This window comes from Rhodococcus sp. AQ5-07 (genome assembly GCF_009707305.1).
GTDB classification, from domain to species: domain Bacteria; phylum Actinomycetota; class Actinomycetes; order Mycobacteriales; family Mycobacteriaceae; genus Rhodococcus_F; species Rhodococcus_F erythropolis.
In genome coordinates, this window is sequence record NZ_CP046099.1 from 2,623,800 (window position 1) to 2,642,670 (window position 18,871).

Genomic DNA, 18,871 nt, shown 5'->3' on the forward strand with positions numbered 1-18,871 from the left:
AAGAATTTGGACGACTGGGTGTGTCAGTTCACTACCGATCGGTAGTGGGCGATCACCAGGACCAAGGCAGTAATCAGACAGTCGTCGTGGATACTTCGACGCCGTCGGCGATGTCCAATTCGAGCACACGTAGTCCGTCTGCCCGCGCCGCTTCGGCGAGCTCGACGGGGAAAGGTTCTGTGCTGAGCGCCAACACGGTGGGGCCTGCTCCCGAAACGGTCGCAGCAATGCCCGCCTCGCGCAAGATCCCGATCCATCGCGTCGTGAGCGGAAGTGAGGGTGCGCGCTGTGCCTGATGCAGGCGATCCTCGGTGGCTGCCATCAACAGATCGGGCCGAGCAGTGAGCGCAACGACGGCAAGCGCGCTGCGGCTCGCGTTGAACGAGGCATCCTGGTGCGGAACCAATTCGGGCAGGAGGCCACGAGTGTGTGCGGTGGACGACCGCTCCTCGGGAACCAGTGCCACAGCACGGATGTCGGGATGGACATCGAGTTTCGCCGCGGAGTAGATCGGCTCGTCGCCTTCGACGGCCGGTGGGCAACTCCACGAGACGACTGCGCCACCGAGAACACTGGCAGACGCATTGTCCGGGTGACCTTCGAACTCGGACGAGAGTTGAACCAACTGCTCTTCCGTCAAGCCGATCTCGGCATCGAGTGCGCGCGCCAGACCGTTGGCTGCTGCCAGTCCGCCGACAGCCGCAGAAGCCGAGGATCCCAACCCGCGCGAGTGCGGGATCGCGTTGCGGCACAACACGTCCAGGCCACTGGCCCACACCCCGGCCGCTTCGAGACCGCGTTCGATAGCGCGAACTACGAGATGCGAAGGACCCCAAGGTACGTCGGCAGCGCCTTCACCTTCGACGCGAATCTGAAGGCCCGAATCCGTTGTGGTGACCACGATTTCGTCGTACAACCCCAACGCCAGACCGAGGGTGTCGAACCCCGGCCCCAAGTTTGCACTCGAGGCCGGGACGCGAGCAGTCACCGAAAGGCCGATAGGCAGGGTTATAGTCATGTCAGACACCGGATTCCGCGGAGTGGTCGATGAATCCACGGACACTATGCAAGCTCGAGGGCAGCCGCGACGGCAACGGGATCGACACCGATCGGCTCGACGCTCGGCATACCCTTCAAAGCCGTGTCAGGATCCTTGAGACCGTTACCGGTCACCGTGCACACGACGGTCAGGCCCGGCTCGAGCCAGCCCTCTGCACGTGCGGCGAGCAGGCCGGCGACACTGGCTGCCGACGCCGGTTCGACGAAGACGCCCTCGGTGGCGGCGATCAGACGGTAAGCCTCGAGGATCTTCTCGTCGGTGGCGGCACGGAATGCACCGTTCGACTCTTCCTTCGCGGCGACAGCGCCGTTCCAGGAAGCGGGGGAACCGATTCGGATTGCGGTAGCGATGGTTTCGGGGTCCTTGACGGGTGCGCCGTTGACCAGCGGAGCCGCACCGGCTGCCTGGACGCCGAGCATGCGGGGCTTGACCGTGGTCAGACCGTCCGCGTAGTACTCGGAGTATCCGCGCCAGTACGCGGTGATGTTTCCTGCGTTTCCGACCGGGAGAGCGTGCACGTCGGGAGCCTTGCCGAGCACGTCCATGATCTCGAATGCCGCGGTCTTCTGACCTTCGATGCGCACCGGGTTGACGGAGTTGACCAGACCGATGGTGGGGAATTCCGCCGTGGTCTTGCGTGCCAGCTCGAGGCAGTCGTCGAAGTTGCCCTGGACCTGAATGATCTTGGCGCCGTGCATGACTGCCTGCGCAAGCTTGCCCATGGCGATCTTGCCCTGCGGGATGAGCACGGCGCAGGTCATGCCTGCCTTGGCTGCATACGCAGCGGCCGAGGCGGAGGTGTTGCCGGTGGACGCGCACAGAACTGCGCGCTGGCCACGGGCCAAGGCGTCGGTGACGGCCATCGTCATGCCGCGGTCCTTGAAGGAACCGGTGGGGTTGAGACCCTCGACCTTGAGGTAGACGTCGCAGCCGGTGATCTCGGAGAGGTGGCCGGCAGGCAGGAGCGGGGTGCCGCCTTCGCGCAGGGTGACGGTCTTCCAGTTGTCACCGATCGCGAGACGGTCCCGGTATGCCTCGATGAGACCCGGCCATGCCTTGTGGACGGGGTTGACGATGCCGGTCATTGTTCAGTGCCTTCCAGTCGCAGCACGCTGGTCACAGCGGTGACGAATTCGAGTTCGTTGAGGGCCGCCACGGTCTCGGAGAGAGCCGCGTCGGTTGCTACATGAGTGACGACCACCAGACGCGCGCCGGCGCCGGCGCCCTCCTGGCGGACGACGGAGATGCTCACGCCGTGCTTGGCGAACTCGGCGGCGACTGCGGACAGCACACCTTCCTTGTCCGCGACCTCCATGTTCACGTAGTAGCGCGTGAGGATGTCGCCCATCGGGGCGACCTTGAGCTTGGCGTACTTGGACTCGCGGGGGCCGCGGCCGCCGTGAACCTTGTTGCGCGCCGCCATCACCAGGTCACCCATCACCGCGGAAGCGGTGGGGGCGCCGCCTGCGCCCTGGCCGTAGAACATGAGCCGGCCGGCGTTCTCTGCTTCCACGACAACGGCGTTGAACGCGCCGTTGACCGAGGCCAGCGGATGGCTGAGCGGAACCAGCGCCGGGTACACGCGAGCGGAAATCCGCTCCTTGCCCTTGGGCGTGACGATGCGCTCGCAGATCGAGAGCAACTTGATTGTGCAGTCGAGCGCCTTCGCCGACGCCAGGTCGGCGGAGGTGATCGTGGAGATTCCTTCGCGGTACACGTCCGCGGCAGTGACGCGGGTGTGGAACGCGATCGACGCGAGGATCGCAGCCTTCGCCGCGGCGTCGTAGCCTTCGACGTCCGCGGTCGGGTCGGCTTCCGCGTATCCGAGGCGTCCGGCTTCGGCGAGGGTCTCCTCGTAGTCGGCGCCGGTCTCGTCCATCGCGGAGAGGATGAAGTTGGTGGTGCCGTTCACGATTCCGGCGACCTTGTTGACACGGTCTCCGGCCAACGACTGTGTGAGCGGGCGGATCACGGGGATCGCACCGGCAACAGCGGCCTCGAAGTACAGGTCGACAGAGTTGGCCTCTGCAGCCTCCGCCAATTCACCGGTGTGGTCCGCGAGCAGCGCCTTGTTGGCGGTCACGACCGACTTACCGGAGTTGAGGGAAGAGAGAATCAGCTTGCGAGGGAGCTCGATTCCGCCGATCACCTCGACCACGATGTCGACGTCGTCACGACCGACCAGGGACTCGGCGTCCGTCGTCTGCAGTTCCTCGGGAATTCCGCGGTCCGAGCCGATACGGCGGACGGCAACTCCCCGCAGTTCCAACGGGGCGCCGACGCGAGCTTCGAGTTCCTCGGCCTGCTCACGAATGATCCGGACGACCTCGCTCCCGACGTTGCCGAGGCCGAGAACGGCCACACCGATAGCGCGATGCGCCGATTCGCTCGTCACTGCGATACCTCCAAGCTGAGCAGATCTTCCACTGTTTCCCTCCGCAGAATCACGCGTGAGACTCCGTCACGCACCGCCACCACGGCTGGGCGGGTGAGCAGGTTGTACCTGCTCGACATCGAATAGCAGTATGCACCGGTCGCTGCTACCGCTAGTAAATCACCGGGCCCGACGTCCTCGGGCATCCAGGTGTCCCGAATGACCACGTCACCGGACTCGCAGTGCTTACCGACGATACGTGCAACGACGGGATCAGCCTCGGAAGTTCGCGAAACCAACTTGGCTTCGTACTCCGCACCGTAGAGGGACGTGCGGATGTTGTCGCTCATCCCGCCGTCGACGCTGATGTAGCGGCGTGTCAGCGAGCTACCCACCGTGACGTCCTTGATGGTGCCGACCTCGTAGAGCGTCACCGTGCCAGGTCCGGCGATGGCGCGGCCGGGTTCGACGGCAAGCGTCGGCTCCGGCAATCCGGCCAGTGCGGACTCGTTGCGCACGATGTGGCCGAGCTTTGCTGCCAGTTCGTCGACGGGCGGCGGGTCGTCGGAGGGGATGTACGAGATCCCCATGCCGCCGCCGAGGTCGATGATCGAAATCTGCTTGGTCTTCTCGACTCCGAACTCGGTGACGACGTCGCGGAGCAAACCGATCACGCGGTGCGCTGCCACCTCGAAACCGTCGACGTCGAAGATCTGCGAACCGATGTGGCTGTGCAGGCCGACCAGTCGCAAGTTGTCGGCAGCGAAGACGCGACGGACCGCGTCGATCGCGGCTCCCCCGGCCAGCGAGAAACCGAACTTCTGGTCCTCGTGTGCGGTGGAGATGAATTCGTGGGTATGCGCTTCGACGCCGACGGTCAGTCGGATCAACACGTCCTGAACGACACCGGCCTCACCGGCGACACGATCGAGTCGGTCGATCTCGATCGCCGAGTCGAGCACGACGTGTCCGACGCCCGCGGCGACACCAGCGGCCAGTTCGGCGACTGACTTGTTGTTGCCGTGCATGGCAATTCGCTCGGCCGGGAAGTCCGCGTGCAACGCGATCGCCAGTTCGCCGCCGGAGCAGACGTCGAGCGAGAGGCCTTCGTCGGCGACCCAGCGTGCGATCTCGCCACAGAGGAATGCCTTGGATGCGTAGTGCACCTTGGCATCCGGGCCGAAGGCGCGGGCCATGTCGCGGCAACGCGAGCGGAAGTCGTCCTCGTCGATGACGAACAGCGGGGTGCCGTACTTCTCGGCAAGTTCACCGACCTTGACACCCGCGAGGGTCACTTCACCGTCGTCGCCGCGAGAAGCGTTGCGCGGCCACACCTGCGGTGAGAGTTCACCGAAGGCTTCGGGGCTGGCAGGACGGTCGGGCAAGCCGGGGGCCTGCAACTGCTCGGCATGCTTGGGGCCGGCGGGGTGCGCGTTCACATTTGCTCCGGTGCGGTGACGCCGAGCAGTTCGAGGCCGTTGGCCAGGACCTGTCGGGTGGCGGCGCAGAGAGCCAGACGCGCGCGGTGCACGTCGGTGGCGTCTTCGTCGCCTTGCGGAAGGATGCGGCACGCGCCGTAGAAGCGGTGGTACGCACCCGCGAGTTCTTCGAGGTAGCGGGCAATACGGTGCGGCTCACGCAGATTCGCCGCGCTCGACACGACGCGTGGGTACTCGCCGATCGTGCGGATGAGGTCACCCTCCTGCTCGACGGTGAGCAGGGCGAGGTTGCTCGCGTCGGCGGACAGACCGAGGTCTGCGGCGTTGCGAGCGATCGCCGAGAGGCGTGCATGCGCGTACTGGACGTAGTAGACGGGGTTCTCGCTGCTGGTCTTGGTCCACAGGTCGAGATCGATGTCGATGCTCGAGTCGACCGACGAGCGGATCATGACGTAACGCGAGGCGTCGACGCCGATTGCCTCGACCAGGTCGTCGAGGGTGATGACGGTGCCTGCGCGCTTGCTCATCTTGACGGCAGTGCCGTCCTTGACGAGGTTGACCATCTGGCCGATCAGCACCTCGACGGTGTCCGGATCGTCGCCGAATGCGGCCGCGGCAGCCTTGAGACGGCCGATGTATCCGTGATGGTCGGCACCGAGCATGTAGATGCAGAGGTCGAACCCGCGGGCGCGCTTGTTCTGGAAGTAGGCGATGTCACCGGCGATGTAGGCGGCGTTGCCGTCGCTCTTGATGACGACGCGGTCCTTGTCGTCGCCGTAGTCGGTGCTCTTGAGCCACCACGCACCGTCTTCGTGGAAGAGGTTGCCCGAACCCTTGAGGGATTCGACGGCCTTCTCGACCGCACCGGATTCGAAGAGCGAGTTCTCGTGGAAGTAGACGTCGAAGTCGACGCCGAAGTCGTGGAGGGTCTGCTTGATGTGCGTGAACATCAATTCGACGCCGATGGCGCGGAAGGTTTCCTGCTGCTCGTCGGCGGGCAGCTCCATGACGTCGGGACGCTGCTTCAGAACCGAGGCGGCGATGTCGGCGATGTATGCACCGGCGTAACCGTCTTCCGGAGCAGGTTCACCCTTCGCTGCAGCGATCAGCGAACGCGAGAAGCGGTCGATCTGGGCACCGTGATCGTTGAAGTAGTACTCACGTGTGACCAATCCACCCTGCGCGGACAGAATGCGTCCGAGCGCGTCTCCGACTGCAGCCCAACGGGTTCCGCCGAGGTGAATCGGTCCGGTGGGGTTGGCCGAGACGAATTCGAGGTTGATCTTCTTGCCGGCGAGGGAGTCACCCGAGCCGTACGACGCACCGGCTTCGAGAACCGACACGACGATCGCGCCCTGGGCGTCCTTGTCCAACCGAATGTTGAGGAAGCCGGGTCCGGCGATCTCGGCGGATTCGATTCCGTCGGCAGCGGTGAGGGCTTCGGCGATCCAGCCCGCCAGCTCGCGGGGATTGGTGCCGACCTTCTTGGCTACCTGCATGGCAATGTTGGTGGCGTAATCGCCGTGCTCGGGGTTGCGTGGTCGCTCGACGGTAAGGGTTTCGGGCAGCACGGATACGTCGAGGCCACGATCGGCAAGGACGCTCGCTGCGGTTCCGCGGAGCAGTTCGGCAAGGTCAGCTGGAGTCACAGGTATTCATCCTATTGCCTGCACACCGGAAGTGGAGACTCGCCTCACGCCTCGCTCTCCGTGAACGTGCGCGGGGCCGCTGTGGCGTGTCGCACGCCACTCTCAAAGTTTGCCCTCAGACTCGGAAAGTACAGTGGTAATGCCCGAGCTACCACCGCGTACCTTCATGCGCGGGCGCGCCACACCTCAAGCCCACACACCGAAAGAGCCCAATCGATGCCAAGCGGTTCCGATAGTCGCGGTCCCAACAAGAACTCCGGGGCCAAATCAGCCAAGGCCATCAAGGCCGCCAACAAGAACAGTCGGCCGGCCAAGAAGGGCAAGGGCGGCGTCCCCGCTCCCCGCCAGATCCCCTGGCTGTCGATCGGCGCCGGTGTGGCTGTGCTCGCACTCATCGCCGTGCTCGGTATCAATCTGTGGCCCAAGGTCGAGGAGCGGCAGGCCCTCGAGCCGTACAAGTACAGCTCCGAGAACAAGGATCCGTCCGACAAGATCGACGGCGTCCTCAAGATCGAGTACCCGGCCGGCCAGCACGTCGATTCCACTCAGCGCGTGGCGTACGACCAGACCCCGCCGTTCGGTGGCCCGCACGACGCCACCTGGGCGAACTGCACCGGAACCGTGTACGCCGACCCGATTCGCACCGAGAACGCCGTCCACTCGCTCGAGCACGGCGCCATCTGGATCACGTACAACCCCGATCTCGTCGACCAGGACCAGATCGACAGCCTCGCCGGACGCGTCAACGGCAAGTCCTACATGCTGATGTCGCCGTTCCCCGGCCAGAGCAGCCCCATTTCTCTGCAGTCGTGGGGCCATCGCCTCGAGATCGACAAGGCCGACGACGATCGCATCGATCAGTTCATCACCGCGTTGAACCAGAACCCGAACGTCTACCCCGAGGTCGGAGCGAGCTGCACCAACCCGCTGTTCACCCCGTCGACGTCGCCGTTCGATCCGACGCCTCCGGGCGCCGACGCCATCCAGATGGACGGCACGGGCGCTACCCCGGCCACCGACGAGCAGATTCCCGCCGGTGGATAGTCCGGTGAATAGTTCAGAGACCACCGATCAGCCTTCGAAGCCGAGTCAGCGCACCGCACTGCTGATCATCGGTCTGATCGGCGCGATCGCCGTCGGTTTTGCCCTCGGCGCACTGACCAACCTCCTCGGACCCGATGCGAAGTCGTCACTGACCGTTCCGGCATCGGATTCGGTGGACGTGGGCTTCGCTCAGGACATGAGCGTGCACCACAGCCAGGCCGTCGACATGGCGTCCATCGCCCTGACGAAGTCCACCGACAACGATGTGCGCACGCTGGCGTTCGACATCTTGACCACGCAGCAGAACCAGCTCGGTCAAATGCAGGCGTGGCTGACCATGTGGGATCAGCCGCTGTCCAAGGTGGGGCCGTACATGGAGTGGATGTCGTCGGATTCGGGCTCCGGCCACGGATCGCACGGGACTTCGGCCACGATGGACATGGCTCATTCCGGCCCGGTCGACACCATGCCCGGCATGGCGTCCCCCGAGGACCTCGCGGCTCTCCGCGCGGCGGAAGGCCTGCAACTCGACACCTTGTTCCTGCAGTTGATGCTTCGTCACCACGAAGGTGGGCTTCCGATGATGGAGTACGCAGCTGCCGACGCCACCGAGGGTCCGGTGCGCAGCCTGGCGCAGACGATGGTCAACACGCAGCAGAGCGAGTCCAAGCTGATGACCGACATGTTGGCAGCTCGCGGCGCAGTGCCGCTGCCCATGAACTGAACTGAACTGCACTGCACTGCACTGAGCTGAACCGAGAATGTTCAGACCCAACTGGGCCTGGTCCTGAATTTCAGGACCAGGCCCAGTTTTCTACCTCCGGCATGTCTTCGAGGTGCTCGACGATGTAACGCGAGTGCTTTTCGAGCTGTGTGCGGCAGAACTCCGCCAACTCGGACGCCCCGGCCGGCCGACGCTTGGAGCGTCGTAGCGCCTCGATCACCAGGTGGTAGCGGCTCATCTTGTTGAGGACAACCATGTCGAACGGTGTTGTGGTTGTTCCCTGTTCACTGAATCCGCGAACGTGGAAGCGTTCGGGACTCGGACGCCCGTGAATCAGTTCGTGCACCGCACGCGAGTATCCGTGGAATGCGAACACGACGTCGGTCTGCGCGGTGAACAAATCGAGGAAGACACGCTCCCCAAATCCGTGGGGATGCTCGGTTGGCGTCAGCAAGGCCATCAGATCGACGACGTTGACGACGCGGGTGATCAGTTCTGGCGTGTGATCGCGTAGCAACTGTGCAGCAGCCAGGATCTCCTGCGTCGGCACATCTCCCGCAGCGGCCAGGACCACGTCCGGTTCCTGTCCGCGTGCTTCGGTTCCGGCCCATTCCCACACCGAAGCGCCCGCCGCGCAGTGCTCGTGCGCTTGCTCGAGCGTGAGGTATTGCAGGTGCGGTTGCTTGTCCACGACTATCAGGTTGACGTGGTCGGTACTACGCAGGCAGTGGTCCGAGATCGAGAGCAAGGTGTTGGAGTCCGGCGGTAGCCACACGCGGATCACACTGGGTGCCAATGGAATAACGGCGTCGATCATGCCGGGGCCCTGATGACTGAATCCGTTGTGGTCGTTGCGCCAGCATGTACTGGTCAGCAGCACGTTGAGCGAAGCGACGGACGCCCGCCACGGCAGGTCGACGGCATGTTGGAGCCACTTGGCGTGCTGGATGAGCATCGAGACACTCACCATCGCAAACGCTTCGTAGCTCGCGAACATCCCGTGTCGACCGGACAACAGATAGCCCTCGAGCCAACCCTCGCAGAGGTGCTCGCTGAGGACCTCCATGACACGACCGTCCGAGGACAGTCCGTCGTCGTAGTCGGTGATCGGCAGTTGCCAGCAGCGGTCGGTTGTCTCGAACACGGCGCCGAGGCGATTGCTCGACGTCTCGTCCGGACAGAAGAGTCGGAAGATCCCGCCGCTGTCCTCGGTTTCCGTGGCGGCGTAGATGTCGCGCAGAAGCTCGCCGAGAACTCGTGTCGTCTCGTGGAAGGTCGAACCCGGGGATTGAATGGGAAGCGCGTACTTTTCGAGCGGCGGCATCGGGAGATCGACGCGAAGTCGCCCACCGTTCGCGTAGGGAGTGCTCCCCATGCGTTTGTCCCCCGCCGGCGAGAGCGCCGCCAGTTCCGCGGCCAGTGATCCGTTGGCGTCGAACAACTCGTCCGGACGGTACGACCGCATCCACTCTTCGAGTTGCCGCAGATGCGATTCGTTGGTTCGCACGCCGGACAACGGCACCTGGTGCGCACGATGTGTGCCCTCGACCAAGATTCCGTCGACGGTGTGCGGACCGGTCCATCCTTTCGGCGTCCGCAAGACTATTGCCGGCCACGAACCCGTCCACTCGTCGCCGCGGCGTGCGGCACCCTGCATCTCGCGGATCTTCTCGTGTGCCTGCGAGATCGCTTGATACAACTGAGGAAACACGACGTCGGGGTCGTCACCGGAGACGACGATCGGCGCCCACCCCTGGCCGCCGAGGTAGGCCTGAATGTCCTCGTCGCTGCTGCGCCCGTACACGGTCGGGCCCGCGATCTTGGCGCCGTTCACGTGCAGGATCGGCAACACCGCGCCGTCGCGTCGTGGATTGAGGAACGCCGGGAGCTTCCACGAGCCGGACAACGGCCCGGTCTCGGCTTCGCCGTCGCCGATCACACAGGCCACCACGAGGTTCGGATGATCGAAGGCAGCGCCGGCCGCATGTGCAAGGGCGTAGCCGAGCTCGCCTCCTTCGTGGATGCTTCCGGGTGTCTGCACACTCACATGGCTGGGCACTCCGCCGGGAGCCGAGAATCGCCGACACATCCGGTGGATACCCTCGGCGTCGTCCGAGACTTCCGGATAGATCTCCGAATACGTTCCCTCGAGATACGTCGACGCGACCAGCGCCGGGCCGCCGTGCCCCGGGCCGGTGACGTACAGCCAGTCAGCATCAGTGGTGACGATGTGCCGATTGAGGAGCGTGTAGATCATCGACAGGCCGGGGCTGGTCCCCCAGTGCCCGAGCAGTCGAGGCTTGATGTGCTCGGCTCGCAACGGTTCCCGCAGAAGCGTGTTGTCTTTCAGATAGATCTGCGCAACGGTCAGGTAGTTGGCCGCTGCCCACCACTTCAGGTCGAGCGCGAGCTGGTCTTCGGAATAGTGGTGATCGGTCATCAACGACTCCCGTACCTCACGAGGGTGCCCGAGCAGTCCGCCCGAGCCTGTGCTCAGAGCCGAGCCTAGGCGTAAAAAGCATCCGAGTCAGTCGGTACAGATGATTCGACGACCATGGTCCCCGGCCGCATCCTCGACTGCCTCCCGCGACGACGCCATGCCGAGACGGGTGCCGGTTTGGTCTTGGCCCCCCGTGATGCGCTACGCTAACGCAGCCCAATCGGCACACCGAGTATTCGGTGCGCCCCCGTAGCTCAGGGGATAGAGCGTTCGCCTCCGGAGCGAAAGGTCGCAGGTTCGAATCCTGCCGGGGGCACCACGAAGACGCAGGTCAGCGATTGATCGTCGACTTCTCCACGGTGCCGCACCAAAATATTCAGGGCAATCTATCCGACTACTGTCGATCTCATGCCTCGCATCGATCCTGCTCCCTCGTACACGATGCGTCAGCTTGCTGCGTTTGTCGCGGTAGCCGAGACCGGGACGATCAGCGCCGCGGCCGAGCGCTTGCACCTCTCCCCCTCTGCCCTGTCCGCGTCGCTCACCGAACTCGAACGCGCGCTCAAAGTTCAACTGTGCGTTCGCCGTCGCTCATTCGGCATTCAACTGACCCGCACCGGCGAATCCGTTCTGGTGCGCGCCCGGGCGCTACTTCAGCAAGCCGGGGAGCTCGAATCCGATGCGCTCGGAACCGGCGGAAACGTGTCGGGGCCCATCGCGATCGGTTGCTATCCCGCTCTGGGGCCGACGGTATTGCCGTCGATGATCGCCGGGTTCACCCGTGAGAATCCCGACGCGCAGGTGGAGTTCCGCGAGGACACTCAGAATCGGCTCCAGACACATCTCGAGAACGGCGAGTTGGACCTCGCGATCGCTTACGACCTGGACCTGTCTCCACAATTGCGCACAGTTCCGTTGGCCATCCGCGAACCCTTGATCGTCCTGGGTGCAGAACACCCACTCGCGCGGTCCGAGCGACCGATCCATCTTCCGGACCTCGCGGACCACCCGATGGTTCTCCTCGACGCGCCGCCGAGCACCAAACACGCGCTCGACGTCTGCCGCGCAGGCGGATTCATCCCGAAGGTTGCATACAGAACCGCGAACTTCGAGACGGCGCGGGCATTTGTCGGACGCGGACTCGGCTGGACGCTGTTACTCCAGCGCCCCAAGATGGACGTCACGTACGAGGGGCTCGAGGTAGTCGTCAAGACCATCGCTTCCCCTGTCGTGCCGTCGGTGCACGTAGTTCTCGCGTGGCACCAGAACACTCGCCTCAGCCGCGTCGCACGCGCTTTCATAGAATTCGTTTCACCCTCGGAACCTGCCCAATAGTCCCACTACCAGGCAGCGGAGCTGATTCCACGCATTTTCCGTGCAAGAACCTCCAATTCTTTCGCTTTTCAATTGTTGTGGCGCACGTCATTGTTTCTTCAAGCCACATTCATCTCGAAAGGCACTTCATGACCTCCATCGCCTCACCGACCGCTACGCGCACCGCCGCGACGGTCAAGGCGCGCAAGGCCGCCCTCGGCAGCTTTGTCGGCACCGCCATCGAGTGGTACGACTTCTTCATCTACGGCACCGCCGCCGCGCTCGTGCTCGGCAAGCAGTTCTTCCCCGGCACGTCCGATCTGGCCGGCACCCTGGCCGCCTTCGCCACCCTCGCCGTCGGATTCGTCGCGCGTCCCATCGGCGGAATCGTGATGGGCCACTTCGGCGACCGCATCGGACGCAAATCCATGTTGGTCACCTCGTTGATGCTGATGGGCTGCGCCACCGTTGCCATCGGCCTGCTACCCAACTACGCCGCCATCGGCGTCTTTGCCCCCATACTCCTGGTGACCTTGCGATTCGTTCAGGGACTCGGTGTCGGCGGCGAGTGGGGCGGCGCAGTTCTGGTCGCCACCGAAAACGCACCGGAGGGCAAGAAGGGGCTGTACGGCAGCGCACCACAAATCGGTGTTCCCGCAGGCGTACTGGTGGCCAATCTCGTCTATCTCCCCCTCGCCGCCTTCATGGACGACGATGCATTCAACTCCTGGGGATGGCGAATCCCGTTCCTGCTCAGCGCAGTTCTTGTGGGCGTTGCGATGTGGATCCGTCTCGGCCTCGAGGAAAGTGACGAGTTCACCGCTTCGAAGTCCGAAGCACCGGCGGAGTCCATGCCGATTCTCGAGGTTCTCACCAGACACTGGAAGACAGTGCTCCTCGCCGGTGGAACCTTCATCGCCACCAACGGAATTGCGTACGCGTACATGGTTTACGTGCTCAAATACGGCGAGTCCGAACTCGGCTTCAGCAAAACCACGATGCTCTTCCTCCTCATCGCATCCTGCCCGTTCTGGATGGCGGGAATGGCTTTCAGCGCTCACAAGTCGGACACTCTCGGACGCCGAACCGTCTACATCCGCAGTTCGATCGCCCTGGTAGTGGCGGCAGCGGTGTTCTTTCCGCTGATCGACACGGCGATCGTCCCGGTGATGCTCGTATCGATGATCGCCCTCGGCTTCACGCTCGGCTGCTGCGCCGGCCCACAAGCGGCGCTGTTCGCCGAATTGTTCCCCGCACACATCCGCTACAGCGGAGCGTCACTCGGCTACCAGATCGGCGCAATCCTCGGCGGCGGTCTGGCCCCGATGATCGCCACCGCGCTCTACGCCGCCTTCGACACCTCGTTCGCCATCACCGTCTACTTCGTGATCATTGCCGTGATCAGCTTGGTTTCCATCCTGCTACTCCCGGAACCTCAACTGATCCCGAAAAACACTGCCGCACAGAAAGCCTCGTGACCATGTCGACCTACTTTCATCCGAAGAAGTACGCCCCCGAGGACTTCGCTTCCCTGGCGCCTTCGGCCGACGCACTTCCCGTCGTGATCGTCGGAGCCGGCCCAGTCGGCATGGGCGTAGCCATGGGCTTGGCGCAGCGCGGCATTGCCGTCACGATTCTCGAAGCGGCCGATCAGGTCTCGTTCGGCAGTCGCGCGATCTGCGTGTCACGGCACAGCCTCGAAGTTGCCGAACGCCTTGGTTTCGGTGCCGAGCTGGACGACATCGTTCTGCCGTGGGTGGGTGGTCGGAGTTACTACCGCGATCAGGAAGTACTGCAGTTCCGGATGGCATCCGCCGAGCACGACGCGCGCGGACCCATGGTCAACGTCTCGCAATCCGAGTTCGAACAGATCATGACCGACAAATTGCTCGCCCACCCACTGGTGAACTTCCACTGGTCGTCGTCGATCGCCGGCATCTCCGGCGGTGACGACGAGGTAACTCTGACCGTCGACACCGCGTTCGGAACCCGCGAACTGCGTGCGGCGTGGGTCGTGGCTGCCGACGGTGGACGCAGCAAGATGCGCGAACTCAGCGGAATCCGCTTGCAGGGCAACAGCTACGAGGGCAACTACGTCATTGCCGACATTCATTGGGAATCGGAACTCCCGGCCGAGCGTCTGGTGTGGTTCGACGCACCCAGCAACCCGGGCTCCACGATCATCATGCACCGCCAACCACGGGACATCTGGCGCATCGACTACCAGCTCGACGCGTCGGACGATCCGGAGGCGGAGACGCAAGAAGATCGCATCCGTGACCGCATCACGCGTCACCTCGAATGGCTCGAGAGCGACATCCCCTGGACCCTGGAATGGTTCGGCTTCTACCGCGCCCATGCACTCGCCCTCGAAGATTTCACTCACGGCCGTGTGCTCTTTGCCGGCGACGCCGCGCATCTCGTTCCGATCTTCGGTGTTCGTGGCCTCAACTCTGGCATGGAAGATGCCGAGACCCTGGTGTGGCAACTGGCGGCCGTCATCAACGGAGCTGCCGATACCGCCATCCTCGACGCGTATTCGAAGGAACGTCGCAGCGCGTGGCAGCAGAACGTCGACAATGCAGGCAAGTCGACGCTCATCATGTCGCCCGGCAGTCATGGATACCGGACCACCCGCGACGCCGTACTCGAACTCTCCACCAAGCGAAGCGAATTCGCGCACCTCATCAACCCGCGCCAGTCGAGTGCAACGCACGCCCGTCTCTCGCCGCTGACGTGGCCCACAGCTGCGGGCACCGAGGGCGTACTACCCGGGGATCCGCTGGAGGACAGAGTCGTCCAGGTCTCGGCGGACGGTTCGAAAACCTCCTTGAACAGTCTGTGCGGTACTGGATTCGGTCTGCTGGCTTTCGGACTGTCAGCTGAGCTGGTATCCGAACTCGACACGCAAGCCGAGATTCTCGCTCAGGCCCTTGCACCGGAAACCGTACGGGTGATCACCGCGGGAACTAACGACTCCACGATTCGCGATGCCGAAGGCAATCTCGCATCTGCCCTCGGTGCTCATGTCGGCGAGATCTTCGTGATTCGGCCCGACGGATTGACGCTCTGCCGCATCAGCGCTCCCACGCAATTGAACGACGTGGCCAAGCACCTCACCGCCGGCACTGCGCCGACACACTTCGATACGGCACAGTCGGCGACAACTGCGGTGATCGACGACGAGGGCCACCGCGAGCACGTCTGGTTGGCACTGTCGAACGCACTCGACCAGGCTGATCCGTCCGACCGCGAAGCCATGTTGGTGCGCCTTGCCTTGATTCTCGGTTCGCAAGCTACGTCGACGAGTTTCGACGCAGCCCTGAAAGACGCAGCCCCGAAATCTGCAGCCCCGAAATCTGCCACCCGATAGTTCAGACACAGCAACTCGGCCGCGCAGGATTGTCTCCTGCGCGGCCGAGCGCATTCGCGGATGAAGCAAGTATTCAGTTGACCTCGGCCAATTCCTTTTCTTCCTCAGCGCGCCTTTCACGCACGGATCTTCCCCGCAGCGACCTTCCACGTACCAGCGGCGAGACGGTGATCGCCAAGCCCACCAGCGCGACTCCGGTAACCAGGATCAGTCCGGGATGGAACTGTTCGAATCCGGCGGTACCGGCACCGGATGCGGTGTGCGATCCGGCGGTCACGAGGGCGGTAGTGAGAGCGAGCACGAGCGCCGCACCGACCTGAGCGGACGTGTTCACCAGCCCGGACGCCAAACCCTGCTCCGAATCGTCGACGCCGGAGGTGGCCTGGGCCATGATCGAGGTGTACCCCAACGCGAATCCGAGTCCGAGCAGGATGACGCTCGGCAGAATCGCCACGACGTACGACGGTGAATCGCTGCCCGCGAAGAGGAACCAGAGGTACCCGACGCTGAGCGAGGTCAGTGCCGCGATGATGAGCTTGGCACTGCCGTACAGGTCGACCAACCGTCCGACGAACGGTGATCCGAAGGCGACGATGATGCCCGCGGGGAGCAGTGCCATCGCCATCTTCAGGGGCGACCAGCCGAGGGCCGACTGCAGGAAGATCGTCATCATGAACTGGAAGCTCAGGTAGGAACCGAAGAGCGCGATGATGGCCAGATTCGCACGAACGATGGTGCCGACGCGCAGAAGCCCAAGTCGCACAAGTGGATGAGCCACCTTCTTCTCGACGAAAAAGAACGTCGCCAGAAGCACGGCTGCGACGGCGAACGAACCCAGCGTCATCGGGTGTGCCCACCCACGGGTCGGAGCCGAGACCATCGTGTAGACCGTGAGAAGCATTCCCGTCACCAGGGTGACGGCGCCGACGAGGTCGTGTCCCCCGGTATCTGCGGGACGGTCCCGCGGAATGAGGAAGTACCCACCGATCAGCGCGATGACGGCAAACGGAACCGGCATCAGGAACGTGAATCGCCAACCGGCACTGGTCAACAGCCCACCCAGGATCAGGCCCGACGAGTAACCACTGGCGCCGAACACGGAGAACACGGACAGCGCACGGTTACGGGCCGGGCCCTCTTTGAACGTCGTGGTGAGAATGGACATTGCAGTCGGCGCAGTGAAGGCCGCCGCCAGTCCCTTCACGAATCGTGATGCGATCAGCAGTGTTCCGTTGTCGACAAGGCCACCGACCAGCGAAGCGATTGCGAACACGGTCAGCGCGATCAGGAAGACCTTCCTGCGCCCGAGAAGATCGGCGGTACGTCCACCGAGTAGCAACAAGCCGCCGAATCCGAGGACGTAGCCGTTGATGATCCACTGCAGCGAAGTAGTGGACAGGCCCAGTTCATTGCCGATGGACGGTAGAGCGACGCCCACCATCGACACATCGAGACCGTCGAGGAACAACACGAGGCAGAGCACCGCGAGGATGCCCCACAGCTTGAGGGACCAGCCCTCTCCTGTGGCCGGATCCGTGGATTCCGTAGAACCCGGGGATTCCGGCGAATCGAATGGTTTGAGTGTCGAGTCTGTGCAAGTCACGTCAGCGAGAATAGATGCACATGCACTTAATGCACAAGCATTTAATGCAATTGCACGTAATCGAGTCTTCAACTAGAATGCGGTCGTGACGTCGGAATCGGAATTGCGCAACACCTGGCGCTCGTTGTCGACCAGCTACAACGACATCGCATGCGAACTCGATCGCCAGATGCAGTCGGCGCACGGCCTGAGTATGAGCGACTTCGAGGCCCTCGACCGACTCATGGACACCTCGTGTGAGCGTCCACGGATGCAGGATCTGGCTTCGGAGATGTACCTGAGTCCCAGTGCGCTCTCCCGCAGCGTCGCCCGCCTCGAGAAGGCCGGACTGGTTCAGCGAGCACTGTGCGAGGCTGACCGGCGCGGAGTCTTCATCGACGTCACCGACAAAGGTCGTCAAGTACACACGGATGCCAGCAAAATTCAACTGGCCGTGCTGGATTCACGCCTGCGCGAGCAGTAGCCCTACGTCGGAGCAGCACCGCACCTCGCCCGGCCGCCGGGCGAGGACCGTTCAGGACTAGACTGAGCACATACCGGCGCGCCTTTCTGTTGCCGTCGGCGATCGACAGCAGCGCAGCCGGCACGCCTTCACGCGATCCTGGCCGAGGCAATCTGCCAGCGTTCCTGCGGCTTCTGCTAGTCCCTCAGGCGCCTGCCTGACATCTCTACCTGCTCCTATCGAGAGATACACAATTGAACAACGCACGCACCCTTGGAGTCATCGGACAGTCGAGCAAACCGGCAGAACGCCGGTTGCCGATCCATCCTGCGCATTTCGATCGCATCGATGCCGAACTACGTTCTCGGATCTACCTCGAAGAGGGTTACGGCCACCCCTTCGGCTACTCCGACGACTACCTCTCGCGTCTGGTGGCCGGAATCCGCACGCGCAAGCAGATTTTGGCGGAAACCGATGTGGTTCTGCTACCGAAGCCGTTGGTGCGTGACCTCGCCGAACTACGGTCGGGTCAGGTTCTCTGGGGCTGGCCGCACTGTGTCCAGGACACCGAGCTGACACAGATCGCGATCGACAAGAAACTGACTCTCATCGCCTTCGAAGCGATGAACTTCTGGCACAGCGACGGATCGTTCAATCTGCATGTGTTCCACAAGAACAACGAGTTGGCCGGCTATTGCTCGGTACTGCACGCCCTGCAGTTGATCGGTTCCACCGGAGACTACGGCCGCCGTCTCACTGCTGCCGTGATCGGTTTCGGTGCCACTGCACGCGGCGCTGTCACTGCACTCAAGGCGCACGGTATCCACGAAGTGGACGTACTGACTCAGCGCGGCGTCACCGCCGTCAGCTCCCCCATCCACTCGGCGCGAATGGTCTCGTTCGACAACAACAACGGCGATGTCCGCGGCAGCCACGTCATGCTCGACAACCACAGCGTGCCGGTACCGGGCTTCCTGGCCGAGCACGACATCGTCGTCAACTGCGTACTGCAGAACACGGATGCCCCGCTGACGTTCCTGACCGAGGAAGATCTCATGGACTTCCAACCGGGAAGCCTCATCGTCGACGTCTCGTGCGACGAAGGCATGGGGTTCAGCTGGGCTCGTCCCACCTCGTTCGCGGATCCGACCTTCATCGTCGGCGACAACATCACTTACTACGGCGTCGATCACAGCCCGTCGTACCTGTGGAACTCCGCGTCGTGGGAGATCAGCGAATCACTTCTTCCCTACCTGCCCACTGTGATGGCAGGAGAGACGGCCTGGAAGGCAGACGAGACCGTCGACCGCGCCATCGAAATCCGTGACGGCGTCATCGTGAATCCCGCCATTACGCGTTTCCAGCACCGTTCGGCGGACTACCCGCACGCTGTCATCGCGGAATAGGCG

The 18,871-nt window shown here is 63.5% G+C and carries 14 protein-coding genes and 1 tRNA gene; 8 read left to right on the forward strand and 7 right to left on the reverse strand.

The features are described from left to right. Positions 1 to 73: 73 nt before the first annotated feature. The 5 genes from thrB to argS are packed head-to-tail and all read right to left on the reverse strand — an operon-like array spanning position 74 to position 6,522. On the reverse strand, positions 74 to 1,018 hold the full coding sequence (gene thrB, locus GJB56_RS12025) for a homoserine kinase (protein WP_113684096.1): 945 nt from the start codon (positions 1,016 to 1,018) through the stop codon (positions 74 to 76). 44 nt (positions 1,019 to 1,062) lie between these two features. Continuing rightward, positions 1,063 to 2,145, reverse strand: coding sequence for a threonine synthase (thrC, locus tag GJB56_RS12030; protein WP_070797116.1), 1,083 nt, complete (start codon positions 2,143 to 2,145; stop codon positions 1,063 to 1,065). Beyond that, positions 2,142 to 3,455, reverse strand: coding sequence for a homoserine dehydrogenase (locus tag GJB56_RS12035; RefSeq protein WP_007726192.1), 1,314 nt, complete (start codon positions 3,453 to 3,455; stop codon positions 2,142 to 2,144). Before GJB56_RS12035 ends, thrC begins: the two co-directional genes overlap by 4 nt. Further along, entirely contained in the window at positions 3,452 to 4,873 is a 1,422-nt protein-coding gene (gene lysA, locus GJB56_RS12040) for a diaminopimelate decarboxylase (RefSeq protein WP_019749182.1), read from the reverse strand. The genes GJB56_RS12035 and lysA overlap by 4 nt, the downstream gene beginning before the upstream one ends. After that, a complete protein-coding gene (gene argS / locus GJB56_RS12045; RefSeq protein WP_019749183.1) occupies positions 4,870 to 6,522 on the reverse strand; it encodes an arginine--tRNA ligase in 1,653 nt (550 codons plus the stop codon). The genes lysA and argS overlap by 4 nt, the downstream gene beginning before the upstream one ends. Positions 6,523 to 6,738: 216 nt before the next feature. Between argS and GJB56_RS12050 the strand changes: the two genes are divergently transcribed. Further along, on the forward strand, positions 6,739 to 7,566 hold the full coding sequence (locus GJB56_RS12050; RefSeq protein WP_021334274.1) for a DUF3105 domain-containing protein: 828 nt from the start codon (positions 6,739 to 6,741) through the stop codon (positions 7,564 to 7,566). 4 nt (positions 7,567 to 7,570) lie between these two features. Continuing rightward, positions 7,571 to 8,290: a DUF305 domain-containing protein gene (locus tag GJB56_RS12055; protein ID WP_019749185.1), complete on the forward strand. Its 720-nt coding sequence runs from the start codon at positions 7,571 to 7,573 to the stop codon at positions 8,288 to 8,290. Between the two features lie 70 nt (positions 8,291 to 8,360). On the opposite strand, the gene GJB56_RS12060 is transcribed toward GJB56_RS12055, so the two are convergent. After that, positions 8,361 to 10,730 carry a phosphoketolase family protein gene (locus GJB56_RS12060; RefSeq protein ID WP_113684095.1) on the reverse strand — a complete coding sequence of 790 codons (2,370 nt, stop codon included), beginning with the start codon at positions 10,728 to 10,730 and terminating at the stop codon, positions 8,361 to 8,363. A gap of 243 nt (positions 10,731 to 10,973) precedes the next feature. Between GJB56_RS12060 and GJB56_RS12065 the strand changes: the two genes are divergently transcribed. From GJB56_RS12065 to GJB56_RS12080, 4 genes are all read left to right on the forward strand, one after another. Continuing rightward, positions 10,974 to 11,049 (forward strand) — tRNA-Arg (locus tag GJB56_RS12065). Between the two features lie 89 nt (positions 11,050 to 11,138). Then, on the forward strand, positions 11,139 to 12,065 hold the full coding sequence (locus GJB56_RS12070; RefSeq protein WP_113684094.1) for a LysR family transcriptional regulator: 927 nt from the start codon (positions 11,139 to 11,141) through the stop codon (positions 12,063 to 12,065). Positions 12,066 to 12,193: 128 nt separating this feature from the next. Next, a complete protein-coding gene (locus GJB56_RS12075; protein WP_020908300.1) occupies positions 12,194 to 13,522 on the forward strand; it encodes an MFS transporter in 1,329 nt (442 codons plus the stop codon). A 2-nt stretch (positions 13,523 to 13,524) separates the two neighbouring features. Next, the gene (locus GJB56_RS12080; protein ID WP_113684093.1) at positions 13,525 to 15,417 is read left to right on the forward strand and encodes an FAD-dependent monooxygenase; all 1,893 of its coding nucleotides are present in this window, start codon (positions 13,525 to 13,527) and stop codon (positions 15,415 to 15,417) included. A 73-nt stretch (positions 15,418 to 15,490) separates the two neighbouring features. Here the strand turns inward: GJB56_RS12080 and GJB56_RS12085 are convergent, their stop codons facing one another. Further along, complete coding sequence (locus GJB56_RS12085; protein WP_019749190.1) at positions 15,491 to 17,020, reverse strand: MFS transporter; 1,530 nt, start codon at positions 17,018 to 17,020, stop codon at positions 15,491 to 15,493. 85 nt (positions 17,021 to 17,105) lie between these two features. On the opposite strand from GJB56_RS12085, the gene GJB56_RS12090 reads away from it, so the two are divergent. Both GJB56_RS12090 and GJB56_RS12095 read left to right on the forward strand, forming a co-directional pair. Continuing rightward, a complete protein-coding gene (locus GJB56_RS12090; protein WP_019749191.1) occupies positions 17,106 to 17,483 on the forward strand; it encodes a MarR family winged helix-turn-helix transcriptional regulator in 378 nt (125 codons plus the stop codon). A gap of 233 nt (positions 17,484 to 17,716) precedes the next feature. Next, positions 17,717 to 18,868, forward strand: coding sequence for a N(5)-(carboxyethyl)ornithine synthase (locus tag GJB56_RS12095; RefSeq protein ID WP_019749192.1), 1,152 nt, complete (start codon positions 17,717 to 17,719; stop codon positions 18,866 to 18,868). Positions 18,869 to 18,871 lie beyond the last annotated feature (3 nt).